This window comes from Methanosarcina sp. WH1 (genome assembly GCF_000970005.1).
GTDB lineage: Archaea > Halobacteriota > Methanosarcinia > Methanosarcinales > Methanosarcinaceae > Methanosarcina.
This window is the reverse complement of the sequence record NZ_CP009504.1, coordinates 3121113-3135985: the sequence shown is the minus strand read 5'-3', so window position 1 is coordinate 3135985 and position 14873 is coordinate 3121113. Positions and strand designations below refer to the sequence as shown.

Annotated in this window: 13 protein-coding genes; 2 read left to right on the top strand and 11 right to left on the bottom strand. The window is 44.5% G+C overall.

Features of this window, described 5'->3' with window-relative positions; genetic code table 11:
* Positions 1-565 precede the first annotated feature (565 nt).
* Positions 566-2470, bottom strand: coding sequence for a uroporphyrinogen decarboxylase family protein (locus MSWH1_RS13755; RefSeq protein ID WP_048129422.1), 1905 nt, complete (start codon positions 2468-2470; stop codon positions 566-568).
* A gap of 280 nt (positions 2471-2750) precedes the next feature.
* Here MSWH1_RS13755 and MSWH1_RS19335 point away from each other — a divergent pair, with 280 nt between their 5' ends.
* Positions 2751-2894: a hypothetical protein gene (locus MSWH1_RS19335; protein ID WP_156148198.1), complete on the top strand. Its 144-nt coding sequence runs from the start codon at positions 2751-2753 to the stop codon at positions 2892-2894.
* Positions 2895-3260: 366 nt separating this feature from the next.
* On the opposite strand, the gene MSWH1_RS13750 is transcribed toward MSWH1_RS19335, so the two are convergent.
* Genes MSWH1_RS13750 through MSWH1_RS19330 form a run of 4 tightly spaced genes read right to left on the bottom strand, consistent with a single transcriptional unit; the run spans position 3261 to position 7200 of the window.
* Entirely contained in the window at positions 3261-4049 is a 789-nt protein-coding gene (locus tag MSWH1_RS13750; protein ID WP_048129420.1) for a winged helix-turn-helix domain-containing protein, read from the bottom strand.
* 50 nt (positions 4050-4099) lie between these two features.
* Positions 4100-6337 (bottom strand): GAF domain-containing protein, encoded by a 2238-nt coding sequence (locus MSWH1_RS13745; protein WP_052722725.1) that lies wholly within the window; start codon positions 6335-6337, stop codon positions 4100-4102.
* 30 nt (positions 6338-6367) lie between these two features.
* Complete coding sequence (locus MSWH1_RS17645) at positions 6368-7015, bottom strand: PAS domain-containing protein (RefSeq protein ID WP_052723184.1); 648 nt, start codon at positions 7013-7015, stop codon at positions 6368-6370.
* A 32-nt stretch (positions 7016-7047) separates the two neighbouring features.
* On the bottom strand, positions 7048-7200 hold the full coding sequence (locus tag MSWH1_RS19330; RefSeq protein WP_156148197.1) for a hypothetical protein: 153 nt from the start codon (positions 7198-7200) through the stop codon (positions 7048-7050).
* Positions 7201-7757: 557 nt separating this feature from the next.
* Between MSWH1_RS19330 and MSWH1_RS13740 the strand changes: the two genes are divergently transcribed.
* The gene (locus MSWH1_RS13740; protein WP_082088255.1) at positions 7758-8762 is read left to right on the top strand and encodes a phosphate uptake regulator PhoU; all 1005 of its coding nucleotides are present in this window, start codon (positions 7758-7760) and stop codon (positions 8760-8762) included.
* A 175-nt stretch (positions 8763-8937) separates the two neighbouring features.
* On the opposite strand, the gene MSWH1_RS19325 is transcribed toward MSWH1_RS13740, so the two are convergent.
* From MSWH1_RS19325 to MSWH1_RS13715, 6 genes are read right to left on the bottom strand one after another with little or no spacing between them, the layout of a single operon-like run.
* A complete protein-coding gene (locus MSWH1_RS19325) occupies positions 8938-9105 on the bottom strand; it encodes a hypothetical protein (protein WP_156148196.1) in 168 nt (55 codons plus the stop codon).
* Entirely contained in the window at positions 9102-9827 is a 726-nt protein-coding gene (locus MSWH1_RS13735) for an ABC transporter permease (RefSeq protein WP_048129415.1), read from the bottom strand. Before MSWH1_RS13735 ends, MSWH1_RS19325 begins: the two co-directional genes overlap by 4 nt.
* Complete coding sequence (locus MSWH1_RS13730; RefSeq protein WP_048129413.1) at positions 9827-10594, bottom strand: ABC transporter ATP-binding protein; 768 nt, start codon at positions 10592-10594, stop codon at positions 9827-9829. The genes MSWH1_RS13735 and MSWH1_RS13730 overlap by 1 nt, the downstream gene beginning before the upstream one ends.
* Positions 10591-11484: an energy-coupling factor transporter transmembrane protein EcfT gene (locus tag MSWH1_RS13725; protein WP_048129411.1), complete on the bottom strand. Its 894-nt coding sequence runs from the start codon at positions 11482-11484 to the stop codon at positions 10591-10593. Before MSWH1_RS13725 ends, MSWH1_RS13730 begins: the two co-directional genes overlap by 4 nt.
* A gap of 25 nt (positions 11485-11509) precedes the next feature.
* On the bottom strand, positions 11510-13267 hold the full coding sequence (locus MSWH1_RS13720; protein ID WP_048129410.1) for an ABC transporter ATP-binding protein: 1758 nt from the start codon (positions 13265-13267) through the stop codon (positions 11510-11512).
* A gap of 27 nt (positions 13268-13294) precedes the next feature.
* Positions 13295-14869, bottom strand: a complete 1575-nt coding sequence (locus MSWH1_RS13715) for a hypothetical protein (RefSeq protein WP_048130582.1) — start codon at positions 14867-14869, stop codon at positions 13295-13297.
* Between the last annotated feature and the right edge of the window lie 4 nt (positions 14870-14873).

Here is a 14873-nt window from a genome sequence, read left to right as displayed (position 1 = left end):
TATAAATGGTTAAATCCGATTCTTCTAAGGCATCAAACCGTTTTTCAAAAAAAGATAACATGGCTTACATTTTCCGGCGTCCCCTGATTAGGAGAAGAGTGATAATATCCTCTCTTCTTATTTTTTCAGAGTTTGATTAATTGGAGGTTTTTCACCATGACGCTTTCGATTATACGGGAAGCGCCCGGTGTTTTTTTAAAAGTGTGAAACTCAGAAGCTTATTCTCACTTCTTTATGGAGATTAAAATCTGTTTTTTCTGTTTATTTTCTTGATTCTGGAGGTTTTTCTGTTTTTTATTTCTGAATTCTTATGGAGATTTTCTGTTTATTTTCTTGATTCTGGAGATTTTCTGTTTATTTTCATGATTCTGGAGGTTTTTCTGTTTTTTATTTCTGAATTCTTATGGAAATTTTCTGGTTTTTTATTTTTGAATTCTTATGGAGATTTTCTGGTTTTTTAGGTATTGTTTTGGGTTTTTAATTTTGATTTTTCTTAAGGCTTTAAAGAAAAATGGGGAGAGTCGATCTCACCCCATTAAGGAGATTTTACTCCATTATGGAGATTTTATCCCATTATATTTTTCTGGAGTTCCGGGCCGAGTTCCTTTACGGTGTTAACCATTGCCTGGACAGTGGACAGTGGCCCTCCTGGTGGTATTTCACAACCAGTGGATAAGATATACTTGGACTGGAGTCCGCTCTCCTTGAGTACGGGGATTACGTTTTGGAGCAGGTTCTTCGTGTCATCGGTGACCTTCTGGACACCTGCAGCGGAGCCGTCTATGAACTCAACAGGGTCGACTTCTCCCATCATACAGCACATGTCTCCGTATTTGGGGATGAGGTCTGCGCAGTTCTTGGAGCCCTTTTCCCTGGATTTCTCGTAGTAGGCGTAGCTGAAGAGACTTGTTCCGAACTTCTTGATCTGGGTATCGAAGTGTACAGCATCAGCACAGTTGTGGACCATGTAGGGCTGGTTGTACTTCTTGTAGAGAGGGATGTGCTGGTCGTAGACGAACTTCCCGTCGAACTTCCAGTAATCTTCCTCGCTCATGATGATGTTGTTGGACCAGAGGTTATCGATACAGAGTCCGTCACAAGCGTCTTCTTCAAAGAAAAGCTCGGAAAGCTGGCAGATGTAGTCGGTACACTTCTGAACTCCTTCAAGGACGACGTCAGGGTTTGTCCTCATGTCCATAAGAACCCTGTCCGCTCCCATGAGCTGGGTAAGGGTGAGAAGCGGGCCTTCGTGGAAGCCAACGAAGGGGGTTTTGAGTTCCTTGTTGAGTTTATCCTTTGCCTTCTTTGAAGCCATGACAAGTTCGTAGCCACGGGTGCCTTCCTTGAGTTCGGGGACCTCGAGTTGTTCGTAGGCTTTAAGGTGGCCTTCGGAGGAGGGAGTGTCGTCTTCAGGGTATTTGATCTTGCATCCGAAGTCCGCGGAGGTTGCGGAAAGGTCAATAAGCCCCACAAACATGTCCATGTCCAGGTATTTGGATCCGAGGAATGCGCTCTCGACAAAAGCGTCTTCGTTTGTTGCGTATTTCTTGTAGGTAACAGGGACAAACTTCCTGAGCACACCACAGGCAAGCGGGTAGACGGGCAGGTGGTCGACCTTCTTGTCGGACATAGCGGATAAGGTCCTGTCGATATGGGTCATTTCCTCCTTACTCTTCACTCCAATGCTTTCAAATTCTTCCTTGATCTTGTTTGCAGTCTCAATCCCGATGTCAACCTTTTCGGAGACTACCTTCTTTGCGAGGATTTCCCTGTATTTTATCTTCCCAAGGTTGATCCTCATGTCGCTCCATCTTGCATCTTTGGGCTCAAGTTCTTTTACAGCTTCAGATGCCCAGGCGTTTGCGTGCATTGCATCAGGGTGAGTTGAGTCTGCACCGATTCCTGCGGCATACTCTTCAGAGACAGGAGCTCCTCCTACCATTACAATCATGGAGTCGCGAATTCCCTCTTCCTGGAGGATTTCAATGACTTTCTCCATATTGGTCATGGTTGTGGTCATCAGGGCGCTCATGGAGATCAGGTCTGCCTTGTTCTCTTTTGCGGTTTCGATAAACTTCTCGATCGGGACATCTGCTCCCAGGTCGATCATTTTGAAACCACCGGCACTGAGCATCGTCTTGACGAGGTTCTTTCCGATGTCGTGCACGTCTCCCTCAATGGTTCCTATTACGCCCACTGCCTGCAGGCCTGAGTCTGCTGCCTTCATGTGGGGAGTAAGGATGTCCATACCTGCATACATTGCTCCAGAGGCAAGGAGCAGGTTGGGTACGAAAGCTTCTCCTTTTTCGTACTGGTCGCTGACAATTGCCATTCCTCTTGCCAGCCCATTGATGATCGCGTCGTAAGGGTCAACGCCGTCAGTTAGTGATTTTTGTGCAAGTTCTTCTGCAAGGTCGTCGTCTCCGTCGACGACAGCTTCCGCTAGTTGGTTTAAAATATCTGTTGCCATAAAAAAACTTCCTCCATTTTATTAAAGGGGTTCCTGGTTAACAGTAAGTAGCTCAATTAGGGTTCATTGCTCGGTAAACCTCTGTATGACTGTTAACTTCTATTGACACATTTACTGCAAAACATATAACCTAAACGCAGAGATTTGATTAACATAGCTAACATCTCTCTTGATGCTTAATTCTGCTAATTCTCCTGATTTTATAAATCTCTCTGATCCAGTAGTATTTCCTTATTTTGTTAACCTTCATGATCTCGTTGTTTGACCCAATTTTACGGATTTGCTTGATCTCGTGTGGATCTCTCATTTGATCAGGGGCTTTCATCTGATCAAAGCCTTTGATCGGATAGTGGATGATCCGCCTGAACTGGCAGAAAAACCTGGGAGAAAAGCAGGCGATCAGGAGCTTGTTTACGCCACATGATTCTTATTTTGGATTTAGAGGGTTGGATGAATAAGAAGATTCTCCTGGTGAGAATAAATATGTTCATTAACAGGTCCATAACCCAAAAAGTCATTGATATAGGGAATAAGAAGGGCCAAGAACCCCGAATAATAACAAGAATCTTGAATTTCCGGTAAATCAGAATCATTTAATGTGTGGATTTGTTGAATGGATCGGGTAGATTTGTTAGTGAATTGATTGAGTGAAATTTTCAAATGGTTAAGTGGATCGAAAAATAAGAGGCTGGAGGTCATCTGTTTCGATCCATTGCATCACATTCTGGAGCGTTTTATCTTTTTATATCCTGTAGAGTTTAATTTCCTGATGAAGCTCTCAGATTTTCTCTCATTCGATTTCCTTTATTTCCTTTGAATTTTTCATGTAATGCAAAAAGAGGTCTTCTCCCCATTTCAGGGCGGTTTTTTCCAGACTCATCATTGCATGGTTGTGGTATATCCCGTTTCTGTAGAAGAGGGAAAGTGCCAGAAAATGGTCTGTTACCACACTTGAGGCTACTTTTACAGGGTAGTCGCAGACGAAGATTTTTGCATTGTCTCTATCCAGATATTCCTTGAGAGATGTGCCGTATTCCTTTTTCAGCCTTTCAAATACCGGTTTTGTGATTATCAGAGATACGTCTGTTCCTTTTTTCACGAGTTCTACATAGGTTGACGGGTAAGCTGGATTAAAATAAGAGGAAACTTCCATAACATGTGTTGACCTGTTCAGCTTTTCTTCTATTTTCTGGGGGATCTCATACATCCTGTCAAGTTCGGGTTCGATAAATTCACAGTGCCCGAGGTCATCTATTCGGTCCAGAAGAGGAACAGGGATTGCGTTGATGTTGTGGTTTTCCCAGTAGTCCATATGCTCTGAAAACACGCCAAGGGTGTTCAGAAGAGGCCTCATTTTCTTAACAACTACCTTCCCTATGTCAGAGAGTTTGTAAAGGTCGTCCTCATGAATGATAAGTCCCTGGCTGATGAGGATCTTGACCTGGGTCATAATCGCACTTGAAGTCACATTGAGTATGTTTTTTATATCGTCAATGTTTCGGGGTTCCTCCATCAGTAGCAAAAGAAGGTCTTTCCTTTTGTCCGAAAGGAACAGAGTACCCAGTAGTTCCAGTTTCATCGTAAAATCTCCAGCCACTTAATTTGAACATTTTTCAACTTCGACTCTATTTAATTCACATTTCCGGTTTTAACGTTCTTTTTTGGAAGCCTGACATGCACTGTGGTTCCCGAACCTTCCTCGCTTTCTACCCAGATTTCCCCCTCATGGGCGTTAACAATGTTTTTACAGATATAGAACCCAGACTCAAGTCCCTGGTATCTGCGGGTCATAGAATCTTCAACCTGGTAGATTCTGTGGAAAAGGTGAGGAATCAACCTTTTATGAATGCCTGTTCCCCCGTCTTTTACGGTTATGTGGATGTTCTTTTTTTCTTCTATGGCTGTTACTTCCAGCGTCCCCCCTTGAGGTGTGAACTTGATGGCATTGCTCATGAGGGTTGTGAAGAGGTCTGTCAATTTTTGCTTGTCGCCAGGGATGGGTGGCAGGTTTGCAGGCAGTTCCTTTTCGACCTTCAGTTCTTTTTCATCTATCAGGAGGACTAGGTTAAGGTAAACATCAGAAAGTATCTTCTTTATCTCTACTTTGGCAAAAGAGTACTCTATCTTTCCTGCCTGTTCAAGGCTCAGGTAGAGCAGGGAATCCACCATCTGTTTCAACCGCTCCGAACTGTTGATTACAGCATCTATAGCTTTACGCTGCTGGTCTTCGATAGTCTCCAGGGTCTCGAAATCCATAAGGTCGCTGTAATTCACCTTTATCTGGGGGAGGCTTTCAGCCATAAATTCCGCTTTTATCCGGTTCAGGGACCTGAGTTCATCATTGACTTTTGACATATCTTCCGAGTAGGTTTTAAGGGCGTCCTCAAGCTGTTTTCTCTGGATAAGCTGCCACATGCCCTGCGTGAGAAGGGTCACCTGGCGTAAGTCTGATTCATCATAGGGCTCATCCTTATTCCCAACTCCTGCAACTGCAACTATCCTGTCCCCGTCAAAAACCGGCACGTTCATATGGCGGGTAAGGTGCACATGGTCTTTCGGATATCCTTTTTTCAGGGAACTCGGAGCTGGATAATCGTTGGTTATAATGGGCTTACGCTGCCGGATTGCCTCTCCCCAGAGCCCTGTTGTTTTTATAGGGTAGATAAAGGGTTTGTCTTCGATTGTGCATTCTTCCATTGCGCTCTTTGACCAGGAATGCATAATCAGGGAAGTCTCGTAGGCGTCCATAAAAGCGAGGTACCCGAGTTTGCTGTCTGTAAGCCTTACCGCTTCTTCGCGGGCAAAATCTGTTATTTCTTTTAAGGAAGCCCCTGTCATCCGGTTAAGTTTTACAAGGGCTTCAAGCCTGGATTCGTTAAGTTTCTGTGCAGCTTCGGCTTTTTTGCGCTCGGTAATGTCCCTGGCAACCGAGAGAATCGTTTTCTTGCCGTCATAATCAATAATTCTGGCACTGACTTCAAGGGGAACAATTGTGCCGTCCTCACATACCGCCCCTGAATTATATACCCGGGATCCCTCGCTCTGGATTTTTATTAGATTTTCCCGGACAGAGTCCCAGTACTCGGCTGGAATTATCTCCTCAGCCTCCATTTTCAGGATCTCTTCTTTATCGTATCCCAGCCGGTTTACCACTGCCTGGTTTACATCCATGTAATTTTTTCCTTCAGGTTCGCGGATGTACAGCTGGTCATTGATATTATTGAAAATGGTCCTGAACTTATGCTCGGACTCCCAGAGAGTCTCCTCTGCCAGTTTATGTTCTACTGCGATAGCTGCCAGCTGGGCATTTGTTTTCATAAAATCCAGGTCTTCTTTTTCTGGCCTGTGCACCTCGCCGTAGTACATGGAAATAACACCAAGGACTTCTCCGGAGGATGAGATTACAGGTTCTGACCAGCAGGCTTTCAATCCAGCCTCAGCTGCAAGCTCCCTGTATTCAGTCCAGTAGGGGTGTTCCATTATATTATCTACGGTTACCCTTTTTCTCAAGAAGGCTGCGGTTCCGAAGGAAGCCGCTCCAAAACCAATCTCGACTCCAGTCGTCTTCTGCCTGTAAAACCAGGGAAGCCCTGGAGCAACGCAGTAAAAAAGATGCTTTTTCTCCCGGTCAAGCAGCATTACCGAGCATATAGATCCCGGTTTGATCTTTTCCATATTTTTAATTAGAAGGAGAAGCACTTCTTCGAGTGGAGCTCCTGAAGCCAACTGTCCGAGCACCAGATTCTGTCCTTTTATCATCTCCTCGGCCAGCTTGCGTTCTGTGATGTCCAGAGCGATCCCCTGGTAATGAACAATTTCTCCTTTCTCGTTTCTTTTGATGAGGGTCCTATCATCTATATATCGCACTTTTCCCGATTTTGTCAGGACCCGGTGCTCCTAGGTACAGTCCTTATATCCCTCTTTGGAAAACTTTGCCACTTCGGCACGGACTCTTTCACGGTCTTCAGGGTGTATCAGGTCTTCAAACTTTATTTTTCCGGAGGTGAAATCTTCAGGGGTGTATTCCAGCTTTGTGATATTTTCAGAAACAAATTCAACGGGCCAACCTTCTTCCGGCTTGCACAAAAACACAAACACAGGGCTGCTATTGATGACGTTTTTCAATTCATTCTTTTTTTTCAGTGCCTTTTGCACTGACTCTTCTGCCTTTTTGCGCTGGGTAACATCGCAGAGGGTGCCCTGGTAATGGCTAACTTTTCCATCCCCATCTCTCCGGATCAGAACCTTTACCTCAATCCAGCGCGTTTCCTCCGAAGCGGTCACTATCCTGTATTCCTGTGTCAACTCGGTGAATCCCTTTTCCGAGCATCCGGCAATCTCTGATTTTACCCTTTCAATATCCTCAGGATGAATAATGTCGAGATACCGGATATTTCCGAAGATGAAGTCTTCAACTGTGTAGCCGAACTGCCAGATGTTTTCCGTTATAAGTTCCACAGGCCAGTTCTCTGTTGATTTGCACAAAAAAATGACCACAGGGCTGCTATTTATAAGTGATTCCAGATTTATATCGAATTGTTTCATCGATCCAATTTCCTTTGTTTTAATTTTACTGATTACCCATTTCCATGAACAATAAGCTTGAAATGTTTGTATGTTCTGGGTAAAGGGAACAAACACTGCATAAACCACTGGTTTTGAGCTACTGTAATATTGAGGGTTATGAGATATGCCTGCATAAGCGCTTTAAGGCGGTTTTCCACTTCCATAACCCGGTTCTCTGAGCATTTTCTGTTCAGGGACTCAGGAATTGCCTCTGCTTAAAAAACTGAATTCTTTCCAAATAAAATGGAAGTAATGGCTTATTTATTTTTTTATTTTTTTATTTCTTTTATTTTTCATTTCTTTTATTTTTTTATTTTTTATTTTTTTATTTTTTATTTTTTATTTTTCATCTATCCTTATATTCACTTAAATTGTATTTCTTTTATATTTTTGATTTTTTTTCTCTATTTCCCTTTTAATTCTCTTGTCTATTTCCCTTTTGGTTCCTTCTTGAGAATATACGTTTTCAGTTTCCAGCAAAGAGAGTTTATGGAAAGCCGTATTTTTTTATAATCATTGTTTTATATTCTTATTGTATATAATACTTTAAACAATTCTATGTTTTTCTATGATCCTTTCCTAATCCTATATACTATACTTAGACAACAAACTCATGGTTTATTTCTCATTTTACTCTTCGACTTTCAGGATACCTTTATATATCACTATTGTCTATATAGATCCTGTATTATTCATTAGTATCTCCTCAGGGGGCTTATTTATTACCAAGGATAAACGAAAAGTCCAGTTTACCGGAAATTCTACCTATATAGTGTCCCTTCCCATAAAATGGGTCCGAGATATAGGGATCGAGGCTGGAGACACACTTACCCTTACGCCCATGCCTAACAAAACCCTGCTGGTTTCCTCCAGTGTGTTTCCAAAAGACCATTCTGCTCTTAAGGCAACTATAGATTACCTTCACTCCGATAGTGCGGAAAACAACTTGAGAATCCTTATTTCCCATTATCTGGTAGGTTATGACGTCATCAGGTTGATCACCAAGAAAGGTTTCAGCGCCTATGACCGCAAGTTTATAAAGGACTCTGTGCGCCAGAAACTTATAGGTCTGGAACTGGTGGAGGAATCCCGAAATGAACTTGTTTTCCAGTGCCTTCTGAACTACAACGACCTTCCTCTTGGCCGTGTTATCAAAAACATGTATGGGCTTGTCCTTTCCATGCTTGAGGACTCCATGACTGCCCTTCGGGACCACAATGTGGAGATCGCAGAGGATGTTATCCAGAGGGATGATGATGTGGACCGTTTCTATCTTCTTTCCGTCCGCCAGCTCAAAGCCTCAATCGAGGATATAGAATTGTCTGAAAAAATAGGAATCAGGCACCCGCGGGAATGTCTTGGGTACAGGCTTATTACCAAAAGCATAGAACGTGTAGGAGATCATGCGGTTAAGATAGCTACAAATGTACTTAAGATGGACTCCGGAATCAGTACTGATGACTCTATTTTCAAGATGTCTGAACTCTCCCGGAAAGTTTTTGAGAGCTCAATAGATTCAATGCAGGAAGAAGACCTACAGGCTATAAACAAAATCGTTGTTGAAGCTAAAAAAGTTTCCCAGTTTGGGGTTTCTCTTGAAACCAAGGGAGAAGAAGGCTCTGGCAATATCGAGCTCAGCATGATCCTGGAGAGCCTGCGGAGGGTTTCGGAATACAGCGCCGATATCGCAGAAGTTGCCCTTAACATGAACATAAAGCAGGTATAAACCCTGAGTTTCGCTTCGGCACCCGAATTGCGCCTCGGGATCGCAGGAAATCGGAGATTTTCTGGGAGTTGCGATGTAATCGCAACAGTACGCGGTCCTTTTCGCTGCGCTTAAGAAGACTAATTGAGTGAAGGGCCGGTCAGAAGAGCTGGCTGGGGCGCTTAATGACAGTGGATTATACATGTTTTCCGGGGTCATGGGAAGCAGTTCTCGGGTCATGGGGAGTATTTTTTCCTTTTTCCGTTCTCCTTTCTCCTTTCTCCTTTCTCCTTTCTCCTTTCTCCTTTCTCCTTTCTCCTTTCTCCTTTCTCCTTTCTCCTTTCTCCTTTTTTCTATTTTTCACACAACTGCCTTCCGGAACTGATATGTTCCGAGGAGAACCATGATTCCGGCTCCTGCTGCGAGTCCAAGGATTCCGTACACTGGCACTACACCTTCAAATAGCATTCTTGTACTGTCTATTGCATAGCTGACAGGATTGAGTTTTGCCATTGTCCTTAACCAGGTAGGCATGACCTCATAGGGCATAAGTGCACTGCTCGTGAAAAAGAGCGGCATGCTGATCATGCTGTTTACGGCTGCATAGCTGTCATGGTCACTTAAGTATAGGCCTATCATGGTTGAGAGGGCAGAGAAAAATACTGAGAACAGGAACAGGGTCAGATATATCAGAACTATGTTTATAGGGTTCAGTACTCTTACTCCAAGGAGTGTAGCCATCAGGAGGATCACTGTTGCCTGTAGGAGGCCCCTTACGCTGATAAAAAGGATTTTTCCGTACAGCATGCTTTCCCGTGGGGAGGGCATGGCGAGGAATTTATTCAAAAAACCCAGGATTTTATCAAAGATCATAAGGGAGCCACCTTGCAGGGAGGAAAAGAGAGTTGTCATGACAAGGATGCCGGGGGTAATAAACTCAAGATAGTTATCAGTAAACTTTGTAGGCAGGGCAAGCCCGACAAACACCAGCCAGGCTGCAGGCATGACAAGTGAGGAAATAACGGTTACCCTTCCTCTGAGCCATTTTACGAGGTCCCTTTCAAAATAGTAGAATACGGCTTTCATTATCTCCGCCTCAGAAGGTTTCTATACTGGGTTGAATTGAACCCTGCCTGCTCTTCAGGGGTTTTGACTTTCTCAAGGAAAACATCATTAAGAGAAGCATTTTCTCCTATACAGCTTATCAGGTTTTCCGGGGAGCCAACAGCCGTGATTCTGCCTTTATCAATAATGGCGACCCTGTTGCAGTACTTTTCTGCTTCCTCGAGGTAATGGGTGGTCATGAATATGGTCATCCCTTCGGCTTTCAACATCCTGATATGCTCCCAGATCTTCCTTCTGCCGCTTATGTCCAGGCCGAGGGTGGGTTCGTCCAGAAAAAGAACTTCAGGTTCGTGCACAAGCGCCTGAGCAAGTTCAAGGCGCCTTCTCATTCCCCCCGAGTATGTTTTGACAAGGTCGCCTGCACGGTCCGAGAGGGCCATCATTTCAAGCACTTCATCAACTTTTGAGTTTCGGTTCGGAACTCCATAGAGCTTTGCAAAAAGCATCACATTTTCCCTGCCTGTGAGCTTTCGGTCCACTGCCATGTCCTGGGGGACATAGCTTATCTTTGACCTCACTTTTTTTGAGTCCCTTACAACATCATACCCGCAGACCTTTGCAGTTCCGCTGCTGGGTTTTAGCAAGGTTGTAAGTATCATTACTGTCGTACTTTTGCCTGCCCCGTTGGGACCCAGGAGGCCAAATATCTCGTTTCCAACATCAAGGTCGAGATTATCAACAGCAATCAGGTTTCCGAAGGACCGGGATAATTTTTTTATTTCTATCACAGGTATCCCCTTGCAATTGCATAAACAGGCCTTAAACCTGAAGTATAGTAAATTCCACTTGTGTACATATTATAAAGAAGCTTTATGATGACAATACTTATGGCAGCAAAAATACATGCCGTGACCATTGCCTTATCAAGTTCCGAAAACTTTAGTTTTTTGAGGTATGTCCTATCTGGATTTGCCCGAAAAGCCCGGCTCTGGATCGAAACTGCAAGGGTGCCTGTTCTTCTTACGCAGTTTGAGAGCGTCGGTGTCAGTATATTCAGTGATGTCCTGACAATCCCGGACCCGAACCTTTTAGGATTAAAACCCCTGAGCCTTTGGACTGTAACTACAGTGAGGACCTCAGTGATTATTATTGGCAGGAACCTGACTGCTGTTACCACCATAAAGGCCACACTGTAAGGGACCCTGAGTTCCACCAGGCCGTTTAGCATATCTCTCGAGTCCGTGGTCCAGCACATCAACAACCCAAGGGACAGGATTGAAGCCGACCTTAAACCCTGAATTGCGCCGTGTCGGAGCCCTTCTTCATATACGAACAGCCCTCCGTTTGTCAGCCATCCCATAAACGGAAAGTCAGGACTTATTATGGTAAAAATCACGGTTCTTGGAAGCTGGGAATAAAAAAGGGCCTGGGAGTAGATAGTCCCCCAGATCAAAAGCACGAGTAATAGAGCCAGGGTTTTGAGTTTTATTGCCGGCATTCTTGCAAGTGCGAATCCGGAAAGTATGATCAGAAACAGCAGAAGCATGGTTTCGGGATTGTCCAGGGTTACTGCTACAAAAGCCGTGGAAATAAGGATCAGGATCTTTGCCCGCGGATCCATTCTATGAATAACTGTGTTTTTAATCGTTGGTTCTGCAATTGATCTGGCACCTATCATATTATCACTTCTGGGTTTTTAAAGGTCAGCATTTTATCACTTCAGAAGTTCTACGGGTCAGCATTTCCACAAGTTCTGTGACTGAAAAGGCGTCCAGTCCCAGATATTTAGCAATTTCAACTACAGGAGGTTGGGTAAGGGAGGCTTTCCTGAGGATCTCGATGTTCTTTATGACCTCTCTTCCCTTTCCATTTGCTATAATCCGGCCCTCATTCATCACAAGGATTCTTGTAGCATAGAGCATTGCAATTTCGATATCATGGGTACAGAAAACCAGGGTGGTACGGTTATTTTTTAAATAATTCATCATCTGTTCTATATTTACTCTGTCCTGCCCTGTTGTAGGTTCGTCAAGGAGAATGATTTCAGGATTTATGGAAAGTACCGAGGCAACGGCTGTCCTGAGTCTTTGCCCCTTGCTCAGGGACTGGGGGAGGTCCTGCTTGAGGTTTAGAATTGACATGGCTTCAAGTGAGGTCCTTGCCCTTTCCTCGATATTTTTGTACTTTAACTGGACCGGTCCGAATTTCGCTTCTTCCTCAGCTGAATTACAGAAGAGCATAAGGTCTGGGTTCTGGAACACGAACCCGATTCTGCCTGCAAAGGAATATGGATTTCTGGATCTGGTGTCCTTCTTAAAGATCTTTACACTTCCTTTGTATGGTTTAAGTATGGCTGCAAGGTTCAAAAGCAGGGTTGATTTGCCTGAGCCATTTGTACCCATTACTGCAACTCTTTCGCCTTTACAGATTTCCAGATTTATACCTTTAAGCACCATCTTGTTTTTTTCATATCCGGACCACATGTCCCGGATAGATATTATAGAGTCATTCTTTCCTATAGAATCATTATTTTCGGGAGAGCCAGTTCGTGTTTCAGATTGTGCTTCAGTATTTTCTTGGTTTAGAAAGAACTGAGGAGTTTTCATATTTTCTTTAAAGTTTTTCCTGTCCAGAACGGCAAGAGCTTCCCTGACACTGAGGGGACTTGCCCTTATTTCCAGTCTGTGGCAGAGTTCTACAGGCTCAGGAACCCGTAGCCCCAGCCTGTGAAATACATCGAGATGATCAAAAGCTTTTGAAGTGGGCTGGTCAAAGATTATTTTTCCGTCATCCATTATGACAATCCTGTCTGCAAAGGGTACAAGTTCGTGCAGCCTGTGCTCAACCAGCAGAATGGTTATCTTCAGTTTCCTGTTAAGTTCCCTCACAGTATTCAGGACCTCCCGGGTGCCCAGAGGGTCCATTTGGCTTACAGGCTCATCCATGGCAAGGATTTCAGGCATCATCGCAAGCGTGCTTGCAATGCAGATCCTCTGTTTCTGTCCCCCGGAAAGCGAATTCGTGGAATCCTGTCTGTGTCCGGACATCCCAACCATCCGAAGGGCTTCTTCTACCTTCTTATCAATCTCTTCTCTCTCCATGCAGAGGTTTTCGGGTCCAAAGGCTACCTCGTCCTCAACGGTCGTAGAAAAGATCTGGTCATCTGGGTTCTGGAAAACAAGGCCCACCCTTCTTGAAAGCTCCATCTGGTTTGAATCTCTGGTTTCCATCCTGTTGACCCGGATGCTGCCTGAAAATATCCCTCCGGATTCATGGGGGATTATACCGTTTAGGGTTTTGAGTAAAGTGCTCTTCCCGCAGCCGGTAGGTCCTGTCAGGAGGACGAATTCCCCCTCCTCTATTTTCAGATTGATCCCTTTTAACGTCGGGTCTGTTCTTCCGGGATAGGTGTACCACAGGTCTTTGATCTCTATCACTGTATCACCTTTATTCTGCTTCACTGTATCACCTTATTCTACCTGCGACGTTTATTCTGCTACCTTTTTCAGCCGGTTTCCCAGGCTTATTCCAAACCAGGCTCCTATGAATGTGTAGAGGAAGCCATCGATCAGGATATTTGCCATAATATACCAGTCGCTGTAGAACAACCTGTAGAGCACCATCCAGACATTGAATGACGCATACCCGCTGGCCATATCGGCAATTCCGCAGACCACCCCCATCCTGAACCGGTTTTCCGGGTTCGGATTTTTGCTGGTTATGCCGGTAGTGTACATCATGACCTCCAGCAGTACCGCGCTCAGGGACAATGTTATGAAAGTGATCGGGGTGAAATTTCCTGTAATAAAGCCTCCAAGCAGGAACCTCACCATCATAAAAAGGCTTACAACTCCGGGTTTTGGAATCAGGACAACAAGGGAGGCAATGAGCATGTAAAGCAGAATCTCATAGAAGAGCCCCGTAAACAGGAAACTGAAAGGCCCGAAAACTGCATGGGACAGCTCCCAAAGAATTGTCATAGGCAGGTTTATGGCTGCAAAAGAAACAGTGCCAAAAAGGGAGATCAGCACAAGGTTACGGGTCTTAAACCTGTCCATTATCTCCTTTGATCTTGAAAAGAAGAGGCTTACGGCAGTCAGTCCAAATAAAGTGGAAACCAGAGTGATTATTATGGGTCCCCATTTCCTTGAGATTGCAGTTATCTTTTGATCTTTTGTTACTGCAACCCAGTCGCTGCCTGTGAGCTTTACCTTAACTCTTAGCAGGTACTCTCCTCCCATCGCATTCTCGGATATGTAGAGGGGAAGGCTTACCAGCGAACTTGAACCCGGGGCAAGGGTTAAGGTGGTATAGCAGAGGGTATCCGCGTCCATTCCCATAATGGCTGGTTTAAAGGCTTTTACCGGTTCTCCGGTCTTAATATCCAGGACATCATAGGTAATTATAACAGGGACCGTACTGTCTCCTTTGTTGGTAAGTTCCATTCCTATGTAGGTTGAAGTGAGTTCCTCCCTATCGATCTGGAGGTCTGTGACCTTAAGCAGTTTTTTGAGAGCAGGCGATGTTTCCCTGATGATCAGGGTGCTGGCAGGATGGCTCAGATCTCCGTATCCGTCCTCATTCGAGGGCACTGTAAGTCCAGATACTTCGATTTCTTCTGCGATTTCTTCTCTCGAAGCGACCTTAAGAAGGGTTTTGCGCACAATAGTATGCTTAATTCCTTCAACCTCAACAATTGCAGTCGTAGTTATGTTATAGATCCCGGAGGGGAGGTTAGCAGGCACATAAAAATCAACGAGCCTGTACCAGTCTTCATACTCTGTCTGAAGCGAAAAGGAATGGACAGGTGTGTCCTTAAGCACAAAACCCTCAGGGAAGTCAAGTCCCAGTGTCACATTCATGTTTCCGTCATAGTAGCTCTCAAAGAAAACGTATGCAGAGAGGTTGTTGCCTCCTGCTGCAAGGCCGTTTCCTTCCACCCCATGCGGGACCTGAATCAGGAATGTGGTCATATCTTCAGGTTTGAATTCCTCCTGCACCTGTGCCGCTGCAGGTTGTATAGCCAGCCCCAGGACAAGGAAGAAGAAAATTATGTTTTTCATTCCA

Excerpts from the sequence above, each read along its gene's own strand:
- MSWH1_RS13735 (WP_048129415.1), bottom strand. The coding sequence starts at position 9,827 with ATGAAAGCCGTATTCTACTATTTTGAAAGGGACCTCGTAAAATGGCTC.
- MSWH1_RS13750 (WP_048129420.1), bottom strand. The coding sequence starts at position 4,049 with ATGAAACTGGAACTACTGGGTACTCTGTTCCTTTCGGACAAAAGGAAA.
- MSWH1_RS17645 (WP_052723184.1), bottom strand. The coding sequence starts at position 7,015 with ATGAAACAATTCGATATAAATCTGGAATCACTTATAAATAGCAGCCCT.
- MSWH1_RS13725 (WP_048129411.1), bottom strand. The coding sequence starts at position 11,484 with ATGATAGGTGCCAGATCAATTGCAGAACCAACGATTAAAAACACAGTT.
- MSWH1_RS19330 (WP_156148197.1), bottom strand. The coding sequence starts at position 7,200 with ATGGAAGTGGAAAACCGCCTTAAAGCGCTTATGCAGGCATATCTCATA.
- MSWH1_RS13715 (WP_048130582.1), bottom strand. The coding sequence starts at position 14,869 with ATGAAAAACATAATTTTCTTCTTCCTTGTCCTGGGGCTGGCTATACAA.
- MSWH1_RS13755 (WP_048129422.1), bottom strand. The coding sequence starts at position 2,470 with ATGGCAACAGATATTTTAAACCAACTAGCGGAAGCTGTCGTCGACGGA.